Below are 14,611 nucleotides of genomic sequence, written 5' to 3' on the forward strand. Positions count from 1 at the left end.
ACTTTGAGTTGTCGGGTTTGACTAAAAGTAATCAAGCAAACCTGACAATCGCTCAAGTGCCACGTATTTACTTTAGCCTACAATAAATAGCTAAACTCGGTATCTAATGCAGAATAAATTAGCTCTCTTAGCTCCGTAAAACTCATTCCTCCAGTGTTATTTGTTAAGAATATTAGCACTTCATCTTTTTCAATATTCCTGATCAAATAAGCTCTAAAACCAACCCAACTGCCAGAGTGGGCGATTATTGACGGCGACTCTGCATCTATTGACCAACCAAATCCATAGTACGACAGTGAGCCGTCGTTTAAAGTAGTCGGCGAAAATGCTTCGGCTTTTAAGGAAGCTGGTATTAATTTGTTCTCTAACAAGCCCTTGTGCCATTTCAATAAATCATCAACGGTTGAATATACGGCGCCGTCACCTGTCACCCCTTCAAGGTAATACAAGTCGTTAATATCGTTACCATCTTGACCATAAACACGTGATTTGAACTGATTATCTTTCGAAAGAATGGTAAATATTCGTGTATTACTCATACCTAATGGTTTGAATATGTGCAGAGCAGAGTAAGCTTCAAGGGATTGATTAGTGATTGTTTCTACTAGATGCGCTAAAACAACATACCCTGTATTGCTGTATTCAAATTTACTTCCAGGTGTGAACGCTAAAGCAGGTTGATGTTCTCGGTAGAGAGTCATCATATCTTGATTGGTAAAATCCCTTTTATTCCAATATTTATCCGTTAATTCTTCGTAATCTACCATGCCTGAAGTATGCGTAAGTAAGTGTCGAACGGTAATATTCTTATAAGGAAAATCAGGCAGATAGGATGTTACTTGCTTATCAAACTCCAACTTGCCTTGGTGTTTAAGTAAAACAACAGCCATTGCAGTAAACTGTTTAGATACCGATCCTAAATTAAATGAAGAATTGAAGGTAATAAGCTCATTCTTATCAGGATGAACCTTGCCTACGACCTTCCTCAATAAAACTTCCCCTTTGCGATAGAACAGAAAACTACCACTCACTTGATTATTTCTACTCAGTTCTTCAATTTTGTTCTCAAGCGCGCTCAACTTTTCAGGTTCAGTTAAGTTGGACTTTAAAGGGGAGCTAGCCAAACAAGGACAAATAGAAATAAAGGCTAATGTAAATAAAAATACTAAACTTGAAAGTTTCACTGAACATTCCTTGTGGTAAGTGAGGCTCGCATGGGGAGCTGGTAGTAGCTTGGTTAAACTGTGAAGCGAATAGGAACTGAGCCAAGCTTGAGCAGCCCCATTACTGTAGTGACTTGTTATATTTTTATAGGTGCCGAAAATCTATACTCTTTAATGACATAAACAGGAGTTTTTTTGGTGTTGAATTCAGTATTAACGTAATCAGTTTCTTTTACTGCACGTAACGCAAATTTGTCCCAACCCCCAATAGATTCAATGATTACCGGATTGAAGACTTTACCATTTGAATCAATTAAAATTTTTACTTTAACAAAACCCGATTCTTGCGGTGGTATAAAGTCGTTGCTAAACGAAATACTATTTTGTTTCGGGGTCCAATACTTGTATAGCTCATGCATTTTTATTGTTATTGCAGGTTCATTAAGTAGCTCTTTATTTTTCGAGCTACACCCCACAACCAAAATAACCATCAAAAACAACCAACCAGACCGATTCATTTGAAATTCCCTTTAAAAATTAACGCCCCATTCAGTGGCTTTTAAAAGCTTGCTAAAATTGCGTAGCGAAACGGAACCAAGCAAGCTTTTAGTAGTCCCGCACTTAATTGACTTGTTATGTTTAGCTTCTTAACTACAACTCTAGTTCCATTTTTTGAGGTAATAAAAACTCCATTGTTAGAGCATAATTTTTTACCCCGCACTGGGCAAAGCCATCTCTAGGTAATAGAGGCGTATACTTGGAACGTTTTATCATATCCAAGACAACCTGTTTTGGTATGTTCTCAGGCTGAATATCTATAATCACAACATTTTCAATTTTACCGTTATAGTCGACATCAATTTCGAATGAGACTTCTCCTGTCATTAATGTGCTAGAAAATGATTTTTGAAATTTGGGATTCGCCTGATGAGAAACCTTTAAAGCTAATTCTTTATCGCATGGTATGCATGCACTTGCATAGAAACTTGATAAAGACATTAAAAACAATATGTATTTCACAGATCACCTTTCAACATAACGCCCCAATGAGCGAAGCGAATGAATATAATGTGTTTGTTATATTTTTACTCAAAATCTACCTCTAGTGTCACATACATGCCACACCCAGTACCGTAGCTAAAACTCAAATAATGCTTTTGAGAGTTTCTATGATCTGTAACGAACCATACTTTAGTAACACCATCATCTTCGTATGTGCTTAACGTAGCAAAAAATGTTGGTTGTTCAAGGTTGCTCACGAATAGTGAGACTGAATCAAAGCGTTGACCATCAATACTTTTTGGCAACTCTGCAGTTACGTCGTATGCACCGCTGTTCAAAGCAGTTTCTACCTTGAAGAGATTACCGTATTTTCTATTCCACTCTTCCGCTTGCGCTTCTGTATGAAAGCAAGTTGTTGAATTAGCGAAACAACTAAAAAAACACAATGCAAAAATAGCTCTCAATGATCTATCCATAGAAAAATATAACGCCCCAATAAAAGTGGCTGATAATGCTTAGCTAAACTGTGTAGCGCAGCGGAACCGAGCAAACTGTTAGCAGTCCCGTGATTAATGCGCTTGTTATAAGTACTTTACTATTTACCTGCTTTTCCGGCTTCTAGGATAGGCAAACCTGCTTCTGTTGGAATATAAATGCGTTCCCCTTTACCTTCTTGTAGCCCTTTGATCCATATGTAGCGCAGATATTCTTCATTATTTTTTAATGATTCACCAATAATTTTGTTAGCTTCAGCAGCGGCTTTAGCTCGTTCAATATCAGCCAAGCCTTCAGCTTTTGCTTGAACAATTTTAGCTTTTCCGTCGGCCTCGGCTAGAGTTACTCTTGCTTTTGCTTGCATAAGAGCAGCAGCTTCACGAGCCTTTGCTTCTTCGATAAGTATCTGTTTGCTCCATTCCGCTTCCTTTAAAGCAGCAATACCATTCATTTCTAGTTTATATACTTTGTATTTTGGCCAAGCCCATAAGGCTGCAACAATTAATAAAACAAAAAATAAAACTAGACCAATTAGGCCGCCAAATGCGATCGCATTCCTATTCGGATGCATGAACTCTCCTTAGTACTTATAACAATTTAACAGTGCGCAAACTTCATGTTTTCTGCTGCGCTCTCGCTCACTTTTCCTATTATTCCATTTTTAACAAAATTACTAAGCTTTTGCTAGATAAGACAATAATTGATAAGTGGGTGAGTAATCTAAGTACAGTGAGAAAGCCCATTAATCATGATCTGTCTCACTTCGAAATAAACAGCTGCTAGTTATAGTTCAACGCTTGCTGTTTGATCAGAATTACTTCTGCCCGCCTCGTTTGAGACAAGCGCTACAGTTTCTGTAATTTTGGCGATAACCGCCTGTGGCGCATCGGCAGTAATGTTATGAGTAGCACCCTTGACAATAATGTGCTCTGAGTTATTCGACAGAGCAGCAATGCTTTTTTGCATATCAGGCCAGTAATCTGCTAGTTGAGAAAAGCGAGGGCTATGTGCGTAGGCTTCTTTGTCATGACTCATCACCACCATTTTTAGGTCGCCAAAATCATAGTTAAAGTCTTCCAAGGGCGTGTAAAGGCCTTTCTCATTTCGGTACGTCGAAAGTACATGGGCGTATCTAAAACTACCGTAGTACTGGTCTAATCGTTTAGAAATCTTAGAGTCGTAGTCCTTGAAGATATTTTTAATGGCAGATAGTCCTAACACTGGATCCACATAGTGCCAAATTTTTACATACTCAGGAATCGGGTCGAATTTACCACGCATGATTTCGTGTTGATTTTCGTGTGCAGAGTCTAGAAATATTAAGGCCGCCACATTAATGTTTTCTCTGGCAACAGTTCTTCTAGCAATGATCCCTCCATAAGATTTCGCCACTAAAATGACGGGATTTTCGCCTGCAATATGTTTTATTAGTGCTTCTTGAACTTGAGATTTTTGGTCAGTGGTAAATGTGCGTGGAACGTCGTCGCTGCCCCCATGCCCTAATCTGTCGTAATAGCATGCAGTGAAAGATTCTGGTAACTGTTCAAGAATAGCGGACCAAGTTTCTTCCGAATCGGAGCCAAAGCCAGATTCAAGAAAAACTAAAGGGTTACCATTTCCTTTACAAACGTATCCCACATTTTTCCCTTCAAAGTTGAAATAACTCCCTTCAAACGACGTGGTTTCGTATTGGAATGCCGCTATAGCGCGCAACAATAAATATACAGTTGCTAGAACTGTTACGACAAAAGTAAGCTTATTTTTCGTGATACGTTTAAAAGAAAAAGCCATATTAATCCTTTAATTTTTATTAGTTTATAAGTGAATTTTAAGAGCTGATAATTTTGTATACAAAACAATCTCTCACAAATAAACGACTTATTCAACGAAATTTTTCGTAGCTCATTAACTTTTAGATTAATGCGTAACTTTCAGGCTAATGCTAAAGCTCCCAATAGCAGATCTAGGACATTCCTAAGACGCCACAAGCAATTCATTTGTTGCTTTTTAAACGAAAATTGGTCACTTTAAGCTACTGTATTCATTCATCAAAAATTATAAAAACAGATGTTTTCAGGCCTTATTCAAACCATCAATAACAATAGGATCCTGTGGTTTTTACCTGCCATTGTTGGTTTATTCACGTATTTAAGCACCTATTACGGCAGCCAGTTTGCAGGGGCGGAGGTTTTTAGCGTTACCGCTATTGTTATCGAAATCTCTCAATTGTACCTCTATGGTTTAATCGCTCTCTTCTTTATGAGTAAAACAGAAGATTTCTCAAAGCGTTATTTTTGTTTTTCGGTGGCAGGGGTCATTCTCGCTAACCTTTTTATCAACTCGATGATAAAACAGATTTTTATTACCTTCTATGGCCAAAATGATTCATTAAAAGGGCTTCATTACATCAACTATATCGTAGAAGGGTTTGTCGTTGGTTTTGCCGTGACTTTTCTTGCAATTGTTGTGCTGTCTCAAAAACGCCAACAAGCGTTGTTACTCAAACAAAAAGAGTTAGAAAAACAAGCCTCCGAAGCTAGGCTGTCTGCATTACAAACACAAATTAACCCACACTTTTTATTCAACAATTTAAACACATTACAAGCCTTAATAACGCCAGAGAACAAAGCTGCGCAATCATATTTAGCTAACTTATCTGACTTATTACGCACGATGTTAACCAGTCACGAATTTCCGTTATTCTCACTAAAAGAAGATATTGAGTGCGCCAACCTATACTTGTCGTTAATCAACATTCGCTTCGAGAATGGCATAACACTTAACTTAGACACGCCAAATGCCAACAACTGGCACTTGCCGCCTTTTACTTTGCAATTACTCTTGGAAAATGTCGTTAAACACAATCGACTCGACAATGAAACGCCGCTTGAGGTCTATGTCAGTATCGACGACGACACCTTAATTGTTCGCAATGAAAAACGGACAGTAACAACCCCTGTAGACAGCACAAAAGTTGGATTAGCTAACTTAGATGAGCGCTTTTTATTATTAACAGAACGCCAATTAGTGACTGAGGAAACCCCTGAGCTTTTTATAGTGAAAGCGCCTTTAATCAAGGTGCAGCATTATGATTAATATCGTGATCATCGAAGATGAAAAGCTCGCGTATGAAAACCTAAAACACCTTGTTTTGCGCTTTGCAGCAGAAGCTAACATAGAGCTAAATATTGTTCAGTGGCTTACGTCTGTTGAACAAAGTAAAGCCTGGTTTAACAGCCACTCTATGCCAGATTTATTGTTTTTAGATATTCAGCTACAAGATGGGCAATCTTTCGCTATTTTTAACGAGTCTGATATTAATTGCCCTATCATTTTTACCACAGCGTTTGATCAATACGCACTGAAAGCATTTGAACTCAACAGCGTTGATTATTTACTTAAACCTTTATCCTTTGAAAAGGTCGCCAAAGGGCTAAACAAATTTCTGCAAAACCATCAAAAGTATCAAGACAATTCCCACCTTCAATCGCAATACAAACAGTTAGTGCAAGAGCTAAGTCGTTTGAAAAGCCCAAAGAAGCTGTTAGCAAAGTCAGGCAATGACTTCGTTAGTTTGCCTACCAATAACATCTTGTATATGTATTCTGATGAAAGCACCTTTTGTGTTGCCGATAATGGTAGAACCTACAGTATTAAAGGCACCTTGGCTCAAATAGAATCTGAATTAGATAACGACAGCTTCTTTCGCGTCAATCGTAAAATCATTATCAACCGCGGCGCTATCGTTAGTGCCAAAACCGGCCTTGGCGGCAAAGTAAATATCAACTTACAACACATGCCAGAGTTTTCTGTTCATGTTAGTCGAGAGCGAGCCAAAGTATTCAAGCAGTGGTTTGGTAGCTAACTTTCTATTTATATCTCTATCAAATTAAGACTTTAATCTAGGTCAAAAGATAATATTTCCGTTTCACCGGTGTTTTTCTCCGTTTCACTGGTTTCTTTAAAGCTTTATCGCTCAACCATAACTAAAACTAGAGTGGTAAGTTCAAAGAAGGAGATAAAAATGAAACGACGCATTATTACTAGCATGGTCACGGCACTAACCACACTTTTTGTTGTTGCTAACGTTTCGGCAAATAGCGTAGACAAAGACAAGGCACTATTTGATGAACTGGTCACTAAACACCATAGTTACTTAACCATTAAAGATGGCAAAGCTTCAGGGCAAGGACTTGCTTGGTTAATCGACCAAGGTCAAGGTACGCAATATTACATGATTGGAGAGCGCCACGGATTAGCGCAGGTGCCTCAACTTTCGGCTGATATATACAAAGGGCTGACGAAACACCATGGCTTTGATCACGCTGCGTTAGAGTTTTCACCTTTTGGCGCCCAAAAAATGGAGAACATTTTGGCAAAAGGTGGGTTTCCTGCTTTGAACAAATACTTATCATCAGATCTAGGCAAAGACTCAATCGCTTTTATGCGCTGGCAAGAAGAAGCGCAAATGGTGGCTGATATGTATCAAGCAACAGGAAAGGCTAAAGACGTTATTTGGGGCTTAGATCAGGAGTTTATTTTTGGCTTAGGGCCGCAGCTTGCTTACTTAAAAACCATCGCCAAAACTAATGAGCAACACCAAGCAATAGCAGATATGCAAAAAAGGCTAGCAAACGACAAAATGCTATTCGGTAACTTACTTCCAAATGAAATGAACACTTTTACTTCACTGTTTCGTAACAACACCACAGAAGATGCGAACGAGCTGCTAGACGGCATGGTAGCAAGTAACATTATTTATGGCCCATGGGCTTCACCATCGAGGTTTCCATTAGCAAAATCCAATATCATGCGAGAAGAATTGATCAAACAAACCTTGATCAAAAACATTAAGCGCAAGCGCAAGGAAACTAGCCATGACCCTAAAGTATTCTTTAAATTTGGTGGGTATCATTCCGCAACGAGCGTAGATACCGATCTGGGTCGCACAATGTTGGGTAATTTCGTTGAAGAATTCGCTAAATTCGATAACAAATATACCTTCAATGTCTTTATGGAGTGCTCTAGCGGTGAATACAAAACCAGTGGCCAAGATACTGGTGCTAAAACAGATGTTAAAAAAGGGTGTGGTAGCTATTTTGGTAAGATAAACGCACAAGGTAAAACAGATGAAGACGCGCATATGTTTGGCAAATATATTCAAAACAAAGCGAATCAAACCTTTGTTGTCGACTTACGCCCATTAAGAGATCAAATACATCGTTTTGATTTTCTGACGGAGGATGATAAGCACCTTATCGTCGCCTTTGACGCTTATGTCGCAATCCCTAATACGCGAGATTCAAAGAGCTATAACGCCAATAACCAATAAATAGTTAAATAAATTCAAAGAGCGCTAGTTCTCCACTATAGCGCTCTTTTCTTCTTAAATTTTTCTTCAATGATGGCACTTTGATAATCACTAAGTTCATTGAAGGTGCGCAGTGTTAATGATTCGATGGGAGAGTGATAGCTAATATCGCGCAACCACTCAATATTGAAAGGACACTTGTTAATTAAACATTTAAGTTCATCTAAAAGCTGATCTTGAGATACACCGCCATCAACACAAGAGTAAAACAGCGCTTCGGCAAATTGCGTTGGAGTAACACAATATAAATCAGTTTTCGATGCTTCTATAAAGCAAGGCTCAAAGGCAGAAACCGCGAGATTTGACTGAGGTTTCGGGAAGTGAATATTCACCGTTGCATCGGTCATGAGTTTGCCAGACTTTTGCTTAAAGCCATGTTTTGAAAAAAAGGCAAGCAAGTAGTTACGTTGACCAGGAGACAATACGTCATAGTCGTTGCGAATAAATAAGTTATCGTCATAAACAGTTACCAAGGGTAATTGTGTAATTCGATACAGGTTTTTATTGCTGTTAATTTCTTGCTCTAACACCCTAAATCCAATGCGTTAACTTTGCCTATTATCAGTATACGCTATTCACCTTTAATGAGTTCAATAGCGGCTTCTAACAACTCATCACGACCCGCTTTAATACCTGCGATTGTTGGCTTTACTTCCTTATCAATTGATACACCCACTTGCTGCGTTTCACTGCCGTCAGGGTAGTAAACACCTAGCCCCGAAATAGTAGTAAATACGCCACCTGGTAATGGTATTGATGTTACGTTGCCATCTGCCCCAGCGGTTGTACTGCCAAGCACCTGAGTATTTTCGCCTGCTTGAAAAGCCATAGCTGTGAACTCGCCCTGACTTTGGGTTTTTTCATTGACTAAAACCACCACTTTACCTTGATATCGATTTTCAATGTTAGGTATGTCAATTGGTGGCATCATGTTAAATTCGCCTGGATTTTGATAGTTAGGCACGGTGAATTTTACGAAAGGCGTTTTCTCCTTGACAAAATAAGTGCCTAGCGAATAAGGAACAAAAGTCGCAGGATAGTTGCGAATATCAATAATAATGCCTTTGGTCTTGGCAAATTTATCCATTATTTTCTTTGGGTCACCCTGTTTGATGGTTTTTAACGTGATATAACCAATATTGTCGTCTAGCAATTGATGGCTAGGCTCGGTAGAGTTTGCTCGACCGTCAAAGAAAAATAGGTGGATTTCGTTGGGACGATATAGTTTTAAATTTTTCTTACTGGATTTTCCGTCTCTTACAAAGGTAATTTCTATCGCTTTTTCGTTAGAACGCAATAGATCTGGTGCAAGATTCCTTAATTTTGCGGCTGTATTTGAAGCAGGGTAAAACGCTAGTCTTTCGTTAACGATATCTTCAACCGCCTCACCTTTAACATGCGTTATGACATCACCAATTTTCAAACCCACAGCTTCCGACATGGCTGCGTTTTCATCTTTCGACTCTGTGTAAAAATCAGTAACAATTAGCTTGTCTTCAACTATATGGGTAACGACAGGAGGAAAGTTTAGCCCTAACATTTCAGCAAACTTGTCCCTACCTGACCACAGACCTGCATGCGTATCTTTTACTTCACCAATAACGCCTAACAACGCCTGCTCAAAATCCCATTTACTTCGTGCATTAATAAATTTAGCTATGTATTCATTAAGCACAGTATCCCAAGAATTGCCCGTTAGATACTTGTAAGGAAAATAGTATTCGATCATATTCCAGTAACGGAAAATCGTTAACAACCTAAAACCTGCATCGGGAAGTTTCATCGAAGAATAACTCTCTTCGTTTTTAAAAATGGCGTTACCGCTTTGTGTTGCATCTAAGTAATAATGCATACCTTGAATTCGGTTGTTATAGATGGCGTTAATTTTGTCAACGAGTAAATCGCTGACTTTATGTACCTTTAACCAAGCTAAATTGGGTTTCAACAAGGCGTCAGCACTAGTTTCTTTGCACTCTGAACAAGCTGCCACTTCACCTAGGTTGTTTATCCATTCGAGAAGAAGTGCATCTCGTTGTTTTGAATCTTTGCTTTGCGTATATTTTGGCAGAATTCTAAACAACTCATAATCCCAATGAATATCGCCGCTTCCTACTTTTGGGTGGTGGTATTTTAGAAAACCCCAAATTCGGCCTAACAAGGCCAGATCTTCTATCGACACCTTATTTAGGTCTTCAAGCGTTATCTGAGAACCGTTATCGAAACTTTTGTCTTGAGATGCCAAGGAGATTGGCTGCTTTTGTGTATCAGGCTTAACATCAGAAACGTTAGATTCTGCTATCCCTGGCAAAGTGAAAGAGAAAAGTAAGGCGCACAATGCATACTTCATATAAACAACATCCTTTTGATTTTAATATAGTTATTTTAAGTATATTTTATACACTGCATTTCAGCCGTATGCAACGAATAGGTTCGTAGTAATTGAACATAAACATTTAGTAACTATTAGCAATTTTCGCTGGCTTAAAAGCTCAATTCTGAGGAAGGAAAGTTAGAAAGCAAAAGCTTTCTAACTTTTTAAAAAACAGCTTAGGGGGTTTTACACTACGCTTTTTTAACAAACTTTGCGGTTACCATCATTTCACCAACACCGTCTACTTTACAGTCTAGTTCATGATCTTTTTTATCAAGTACACGACGCACCACGGCTTTAGTGCCAATCTTGATCACTTGTGAGCTGCCTTTTATTTTAAGGTCTTTTACGACAGTCACTTTATCGCCATCCGCTAAGATAGTGCCGTTAAAGTCTTTGACGATAACCTGATCTTCATCTGGCTCCGTTGGGTCCCATTCGTGCCCACATTCAGGGCAAATAAGAAGCGACTGGTCTTGATATACATATTCAGATTGACACTTAGGACAAGGAGGTAATGAATCACTCATAGGGTTATTTTGATCAGAGAATAAATTTCCATGTATTTTACCAGTTGGTAGCAAAGTTACTAGCGATTGTTTAGCACCTCACAGAACAACACGCTTCTTCATGATACAGATCAAGCACATTAAGAAGCGTATTCTCCATTTGTTTAGCTAATTGCCCTTAACTTGCGGTGCTTACTTCTAGTTTGCTTTCAATTTGCGGCGCCTGCGTTTTAGCTATCCCTTTCCAACGCCATAAAATTACCAACATTATAATTTCTGACGCTACCGCAAATACTGTCGCTTCAGGCCCAAAGCTGCCGCCCGTTAACCATTCAGGCATATTGGTGATAACAGGTTCAAATATGCCTTGTTGATCATGGCTGCTAACCGCAAAGCCTAAAACATGACCTTGAAACCAATTCCAGCCTAAATGCAACCCAACAGGTAAAGCTAAACTTTGCGTTCGATAGTAAGCTAAGCCAAATACCATCGCCCCAAGAACTAAATCCAAGCCTCCCCATATTTGTGCAGATAGACTCAGCTCTGGATCCGTTACATGCCCAAAGGCAAACAAACCGCCTAAAATGACTTGCGCCCATACAAAGCCTAAACCAGCGATCAATCGCTGAAATAAGAACCCTCTAAACAAAAGCTCCTCTAAAAGCGACGCAAACAACATGCTATAAAAGCCAATAAGGACGACGTTAAAAGCAATATTTTCTTTAATTTTTAGCTCTACACCGCCCACTAAGGCAATGAATAACACAACGATACCAATTTGTAACGAACCGATAACTAGGCCAGCAAAAACTTGTTTAAACCACTGCCCATTAACGCTAAGACCAACATCCGCCAACCTTTCTTTTCTAAGTTTTAAACACAGCCAAGTAATAACCAATATAAAAATAAAAGGAATCGGTTTTAGCCATAGCTCATCGATACCTAAATCTTTCAGTGAGCCATTGACGAAGAAGAAGATGGGTCGACTAATCACAACGAATAAGGCAAACAATAACATCCACCAACCGTTTCTTATCTTCCCTTCACTATTTCTTAGCCACTTTTGAATTGTTGCACCCATATATTTACCCTATTGTTATTAATTCCTTATTTACAAGATGTTGAAAACGAAGGAATGGATGCACGCGATGTCTACTATTTATAAATTTTTTTGAAAATGTGATAAAACCTATCTGAACGAGTACCGTATTGTGTAGCTTTCCAAACAAACTTGAACGAGTAAAATTGCGATGAGTATCATTACCAATCTGAACATGGATTTTTCTCAACGCGTCGTTGTGAATACGAATGAACAATCTTGGTTGCCAAGTCCCAAACAAGGCGTTTGGCGTAAACCTTTAGCACGAGAGGACGCTGAACAAGGCCATGCTACTAGCGTCGTTAAGTATGACGCTGGAGCCTCTTTTTCAGAGCACAACCACCCTTTAGGTGAAGAAATTTTAGTACTCGAAGGGGTGTTTTCAGATCATACCGGAGACTACCCCGCGGGTACTTACTTTCGAAACCCAAAAGGCTTTATCCACGCCCCATATTCTGAAAAAGGATGCGTGTTGTTAGTTAAGTTGCATCAGTTTCAAGAAAGTGATCTTGCTCAGGTTCGACTCGATACCGCAAACTCACCTTGGCTGCCTGGACAAGGCGGCTTATCTGTTATGCCTTTGCACGAACATCTCGGCGAACATGTCGCGCTTGTTAAATGGCCTAAAGGCGAAGAATTTAAGCCACACAAGCACTTTGGTGGCGAAGAAATATTCGTATTATCAGGCGAATTTAAAGATGAATATGGTAGCTATCCAGCAGGCACTTGGATTAGGAGCCCGCATTTAAGCCAACATCACCCTTTTGTAGAACAAGAAACCATCATTTGGGTAAAAACAGGGCATTTACCTTGGTAACGCGGTTTTCTTACTTTATTACAGTAACATTATCGATATCAATGACCTGATTTTTGCCACGTGTTTTTGCAAAATAAAGCCCTTGGTCAGCATGATTGATCAACGCCTCTAGCGTAAAACTCTTCGAAGAAGTCTTTTCGTTAATACCGTTGGTAGTCCCAGCGATACCCAAACTCGCGGTAAGTGGGATTAAATTGTCTAAAATATTAAACGATGTTTTTTCTATTGCCGCTCTTATGCGCTCTGCCTGTTTGTCTGCTTGGGGCAACGGCGTTTCAGGTAACATGATAATGAATTCTTCACCTCCCCACCTAGCACAAATGTCCCCCCTTCGGCAGGTAGAAAGTATTGTTTTAGCAATGATTTTAAGCACTTCATCTCCCACATCATGACCATATTTATCGTTAAAACGCTTAAAGTTATCAACATCGATCAAGACAACCGAAACATCACGATTTTCACGCACTAAGCTTTGCCAAACAGGTTCACTCAGATCAAGAAAGCCTCGGCGATTATTGATTTGAGTAAGTACATCGGTTCGCGCATATTTTTGAGCAATCATCTTATCGAGCCTTGCAGAGCGAAACTGTTGCGCCAATATCACTGCTAGTAGAATAGCCTCAAAGGTCATCCCTATTTCTATAAGCTTAAAAGTAAAGTCGTTATAAGGGACCAAAACACCTGCTACGGCTAACGTTGAAATAGTGATACAAACAGCAGCCGTTACCGAAGAAACTAAAAACACTTTTGCAAATTTACGTCTTTCGGATAATGCTTTTAACCCCATAACAACGAACAAAAGAACAAAACAGGTATTTAAGACAAACGCCAATGCCATCGAAAGAAACAGGTTATTTAAAACAAAACCGACTAACATTCCCAACGGAAAAAGCACGGTTACTAATATCACAAATTTATCTAAATTCGGTGCATAGCTTCTTGTATCAAGTAATGTTCGCGCAAAGTGCAGCCCAGCAATGCTGTAAGTGATCATTAAAAATATATCGAGCCAATCCTGAAAGTAAGGCCCAAAATCTGGGGTAAAAATCGTATGAAGTTGACCCGTATAAGATAAACTATTAAGAATAAAGCCCATCAAATACAAACTATATAAGCCATATTCCCTTTGTCTTATAAATACAAATAAAACGAGATTATATAGGGCTAACGCCCCCATAATTCCGTACAGAATGCCGTATTGGTAACCACCTGAGATATCTCGTTGAATAGCTGCATCGCGGGTACTAAATTGTACAGGTAATGCCATAGGTCCTTTAGTTTCAATACGCATTACAATATGAGTAGTGCCAGGTGTAAACGCATGTTCAAAGGCGTAATACCGATAAGGCATTGGCCGTTGTTCGAACGGATAACCATCCCCCCCGGAGATCATATCGATGGTTTGTCCGTCATATATCAGCCAAGTATCTATAAAATCAATCCATGGCGTCTCCAACGCTAAGCGATAGTTAATTAGGTTTCGGGAAGAATTGTTAACTTTGATAAGCATCCAGACCGGTGCTACGTCAATACCAAGCGAGATAGAGTTGCTACTTCCAACCTTTATTTCACCACGCTCAAATCTTTTTAACGCTTGTTGTAACGTTAGCTTCTTAGAAGTTTCCTGAAAATACTCGGTGTATTTTCCTAAGGTACCACTGTTAAAGGACGTTAAATCAATGGTGTTTACATGAGCGGCAGCGCTAAACGATAGGATTGCGCTTACTATACTTAACACGCCTAAAAGACTAAGAAATGAAGGCAAACGCAATCGATTTTTGCGT

General features: G+C 39.1%; 15 protein-coding genes. 4 read left to right on the top strand and 11 right to left on the bottom strand.

What is annotated here, in order from left to right:
- Positions 1-77: 77 nt before the first annotated feature.
- From ACOB80_RS09220 to ACOB80_RS09245, 6 genes are all read right to left on the bottom strand, one after another.
- The gene (locus ACOB80_RS09220; RefSeq protein ID WP_473165530.1) at positions 78-1,184 is read right to left on the bottom strand and encodes a serine hydrolase domain-containing protein; all 1,107 of its coding nucleotides are present in this window, start codon (positions 1,182-1,184) and stop codon (positions 78-80) included.
- Positions 1,185-1,300: 116 nt separating this feature from the next.
- Entirely contained in the window at positions 1,301-1,681 is a 381-nt protein-coding gene (locus ACOB80_RS09225) for an energy transducer TonB (RefSeq protein WP_473165531.1), read from the bottom strand.
- Between the two features lie 133 nt (positions 1,682-1,814).
- The gene (locus tag ACOB80_RS09230; protein WP_473165532.1) at positions 1,815-2,183 is read right to left on the bottom strand and encodes an energy transducer TonB; all 369 of its coding nucleotides are present in this window, start codon (positions 2,181-2,183) and stop codon (positions 1,815-1,817) included.
- Positions 2,184-2,248: 65 nt separating this feature from the next.
- Positions 2,249-2,641, bottom strand: coding sequence for a hypothetical protein (locus ACOB80_RS09235; RefSeq protein WP_473165533.1), 393 nt, complete (start codon positions 2,639-2,641; stop codon positions 2,249-2,251).
- Between the two features lie 119 nt (positions 2,642-2,760).
- Positions 2,761-3,231, bottom strand: a complete 471-nt coding sequence (locus tag ACOB80_RS09240; protein ID WP_473165534.1) for an SPFH domain-containing protein — start codon at positions 3,229-3,231, stop codon at positions 2,761-2,763.
- Positions 3,232-3,443: 212 nt separating this feature from the next.
- Entirely contained in the window at positions 3,444-4,451 is a 1,008-nt protein-coding gene (locus ACOB80_RS09245) for an alpha/beta hydrolase (protein WP_473165535.1), read from the bottom strand.
- 276 nt (positions 4,452-4,727) lie between these two features.
- Between ACOB80_RS09245 and ACOB80_RS09250 the strand changes: the two genes are divergently transcribed.
- From ACOB80_RS09250 to ACOB80_RS09260, 3 genes are all read left to right on the top strand, one after another.
- On the top strand, positions 4,728-5,756 hold the full coding sequence (locus ACOB80_RS09250; RefSeq protein ID WP_473165536.1) for a sensor histidine kinase: 1,029 nt from the start codon (positions 4,728-4,730) through the stop codon (positions 5,754-5,756).
- Positions 5,749-6,525 (top strand): LytR/AlgR family response regulator transcription factor, encoded by a 777-nt coding sequence (locus ACOB80_RS09255; RefSeq protein WP_473165537.1) that lies wholly within the window; start codon positions 5,749-5,751, stop codon positions 6,523-6,525. The genes ACOB80_RS09250 and ACOB80_RS09255 overlap by 8 nt, the downstream gene beginning before the upstream one ends.
- A gap of 159 nt (positions 6,526-6,684) precedes the next feature.
- A complete protein-coding gene (locus ACOB80_RS09260; RefSeq protein ID WP_473165538.1) occupies positions 6,685-7,992 on the top strand; it encodes a hypothetical protein in 1,308 nt (435 codons plus the stop codon).
- Between the two features lie 35 nt (positions 7,993-8,027).
- Here the strand turns inward: ACOB80_RS09260 and ACOB80_RS09265 are convergent, their stop codons facing one another.
- The 4 genes from ACOB80_RS09265 to ACOB80_RS09280 form a co-directional block, all read right to left on the bottom strand.
- Positions 8,028-8,561: a hypothetical protein gene (locus tag ACOB80_RS09265; RefSeq protein WP_473165539.1), complete on the bottom strand. Its 534-nt coding sequence runs from the start codon at positions 8,559-8,561 to the stop codon at positions 8,028-8,030.
- A gap of 41 nt (positions 8,562-8,602) precedes the next feature.
- Positions 8,603-10,378, bottom strand: coding sequence for a S41 family peptidase (locus ACOB80_RS09270; RefSeq protein WP_473165540.1), 1,776 nt, complete (start codon positions 10,376-10,378; stop codon positions 8,603-8,605).
- 215 nt (positions 10,379-10,593) lie between these two features.
- Positions 10,594-10,932 carry a zinc ribbon domain-containing protein YjdM gene (locus ACOB80_RS09275; RefSeq protein WP_473165541.1) on the bottom strand — a complete coding sequence of 113 codons (339 nt, stop codon included), beginning with the start codon at positions 10,930-10,932 and terminating at the stop codon, positions 10,594-10,596.
- 157 nt (positions 10,933-11,089) lie between these two features.
- Entirely contained in the window at positions 11,090-11,992 is a 903-nt protein-coding gene (locus ACOB80_RS09280; RefSeq protein ID WP_473165542.1) for a CPBP family intramembrane glutamic endopeptidase, read from the bottom strand.
- A 169-nt stretch (positions 11,993-12,161) separates the two neighbouring features.
- Here ACOB80_RS09280 and ACOB80_RS09285 point away from each other — a divergent pair, with 169 nt between their 5' ends.
- On the top strand, positions 12,162-12,827 hold the full coding sequence (locus ACOB80_RS09285) for a cupin domain-containing protein (protein WP_473165543.1): 666 nt from the start codon (positions 12,162-12,164) through the stop codon (positions 12,825-12,827).
- A 10-nt stretch (positions 12,828-12,837) separates the two neighbouring features.
- Here the strand turns inward: ACOB80_RS09285 and ACOB80_RS09290 are convergent, their stop codons facing one another.
- Entirely contained in the window at positions 12,838-14,565 is a 1,728-nt protein-coding gene (locus ACOB80_RS09290; protein ID WP_473165544.1) for a sensor domain-containing diguanylate cyclase, read from the bottom strand.
- Positions 14,566-14,611: the final 46 nt, after the last annotated feature.

Source organism: Thalassotalea coralli (genome assembly GCF_055786205.1).

What these genes read in the sequence shown, in the direction of transcription:
- ACOB80_RS09275 (WP_473165541.1), bottom strand. Translation starts at nt 10,932, where the DNA reads ATGAGTGATTCATTACCTCCTTGTCCTAAGTGTCAATCTGAATATGTA.
- ACOB80_RS09285 (WP_473165543.1), top strand. Translation starts at nt 12,162, where the DNA reads ATGAGTATCATTACCAATCTGAACATGGATTTTTCTCAACGCGTCGTT.
- ACOB80_RS09250 (WP_473165536.1), top strand. Translation starts at nt 4,728, where the DNA reads ATGTTTTCAGGCCTTATTCAAACCATCAATAACAATAGGATCCTGTGG.
- ACOB80_RS09255 (WP_473165537.1), top strand. Translation starts at nt 5,749, where the DNA reads ATGATTAATATCGTGATCATCGAAGATGAAAAGCTCGCGTATGAAAAC.
- ACOB80_RS09225 (WP_473165531.1), bottom strand. Translation starts at nt 1,681, where the DNA reads ATGAATCGGTCTGGTTGGTTGTTTTTGATGGTTATTTTGGTTGTGGGG.
- ACOB80_RS09280 (WP_473165542.1), bottom strand. Translation starts at nt 11,992, where the DNA reads ATGGGTGCAACAATTCAAAAGTGGCTAAGAAATAGTGAAGGGAAGATA.
- ACOB80_RS09260 (WP_473165538.1), top strand. Translation starts at nt 6,685, where the DNA reads ATGAAACGACGCATTATTACTAGCATGGTCACGGCACTAACCACACTT.
- ACOB80_RS09270 (WP_473165540.1), bottom strand. Translation starts at nt 10,378, where the DNA reads ATGAAGTATGCATTGTGCGCCTTACTTTTCTCTTTCACTTTGCCAGGG.
- ACOB80_RS09235 (WP_473165533.1), bottom strand. Translation starts at nt 2,641, where the DNA reads ATGGATAGATCATTGAGAGCTATTTTTGCATTGTGTTTTTTTAGTTGT.
- ACOB80_RS09240 (WP_473165534.1), bottom strand. Translation starts at nt 3,231, where the DNA reads ATGCATCCGAATAGGAATGCGATCGCATTTGGCGGCCTAATTGGTCTA.
- ACOB80_RS09245 (WP_473165535.1), bottom strand. Translation starts at nt 4,451, where the DNA reads ATGGCTTTTTCTTTTAAACGTATCACGAAAAATAAGCTTACTTTTGTC.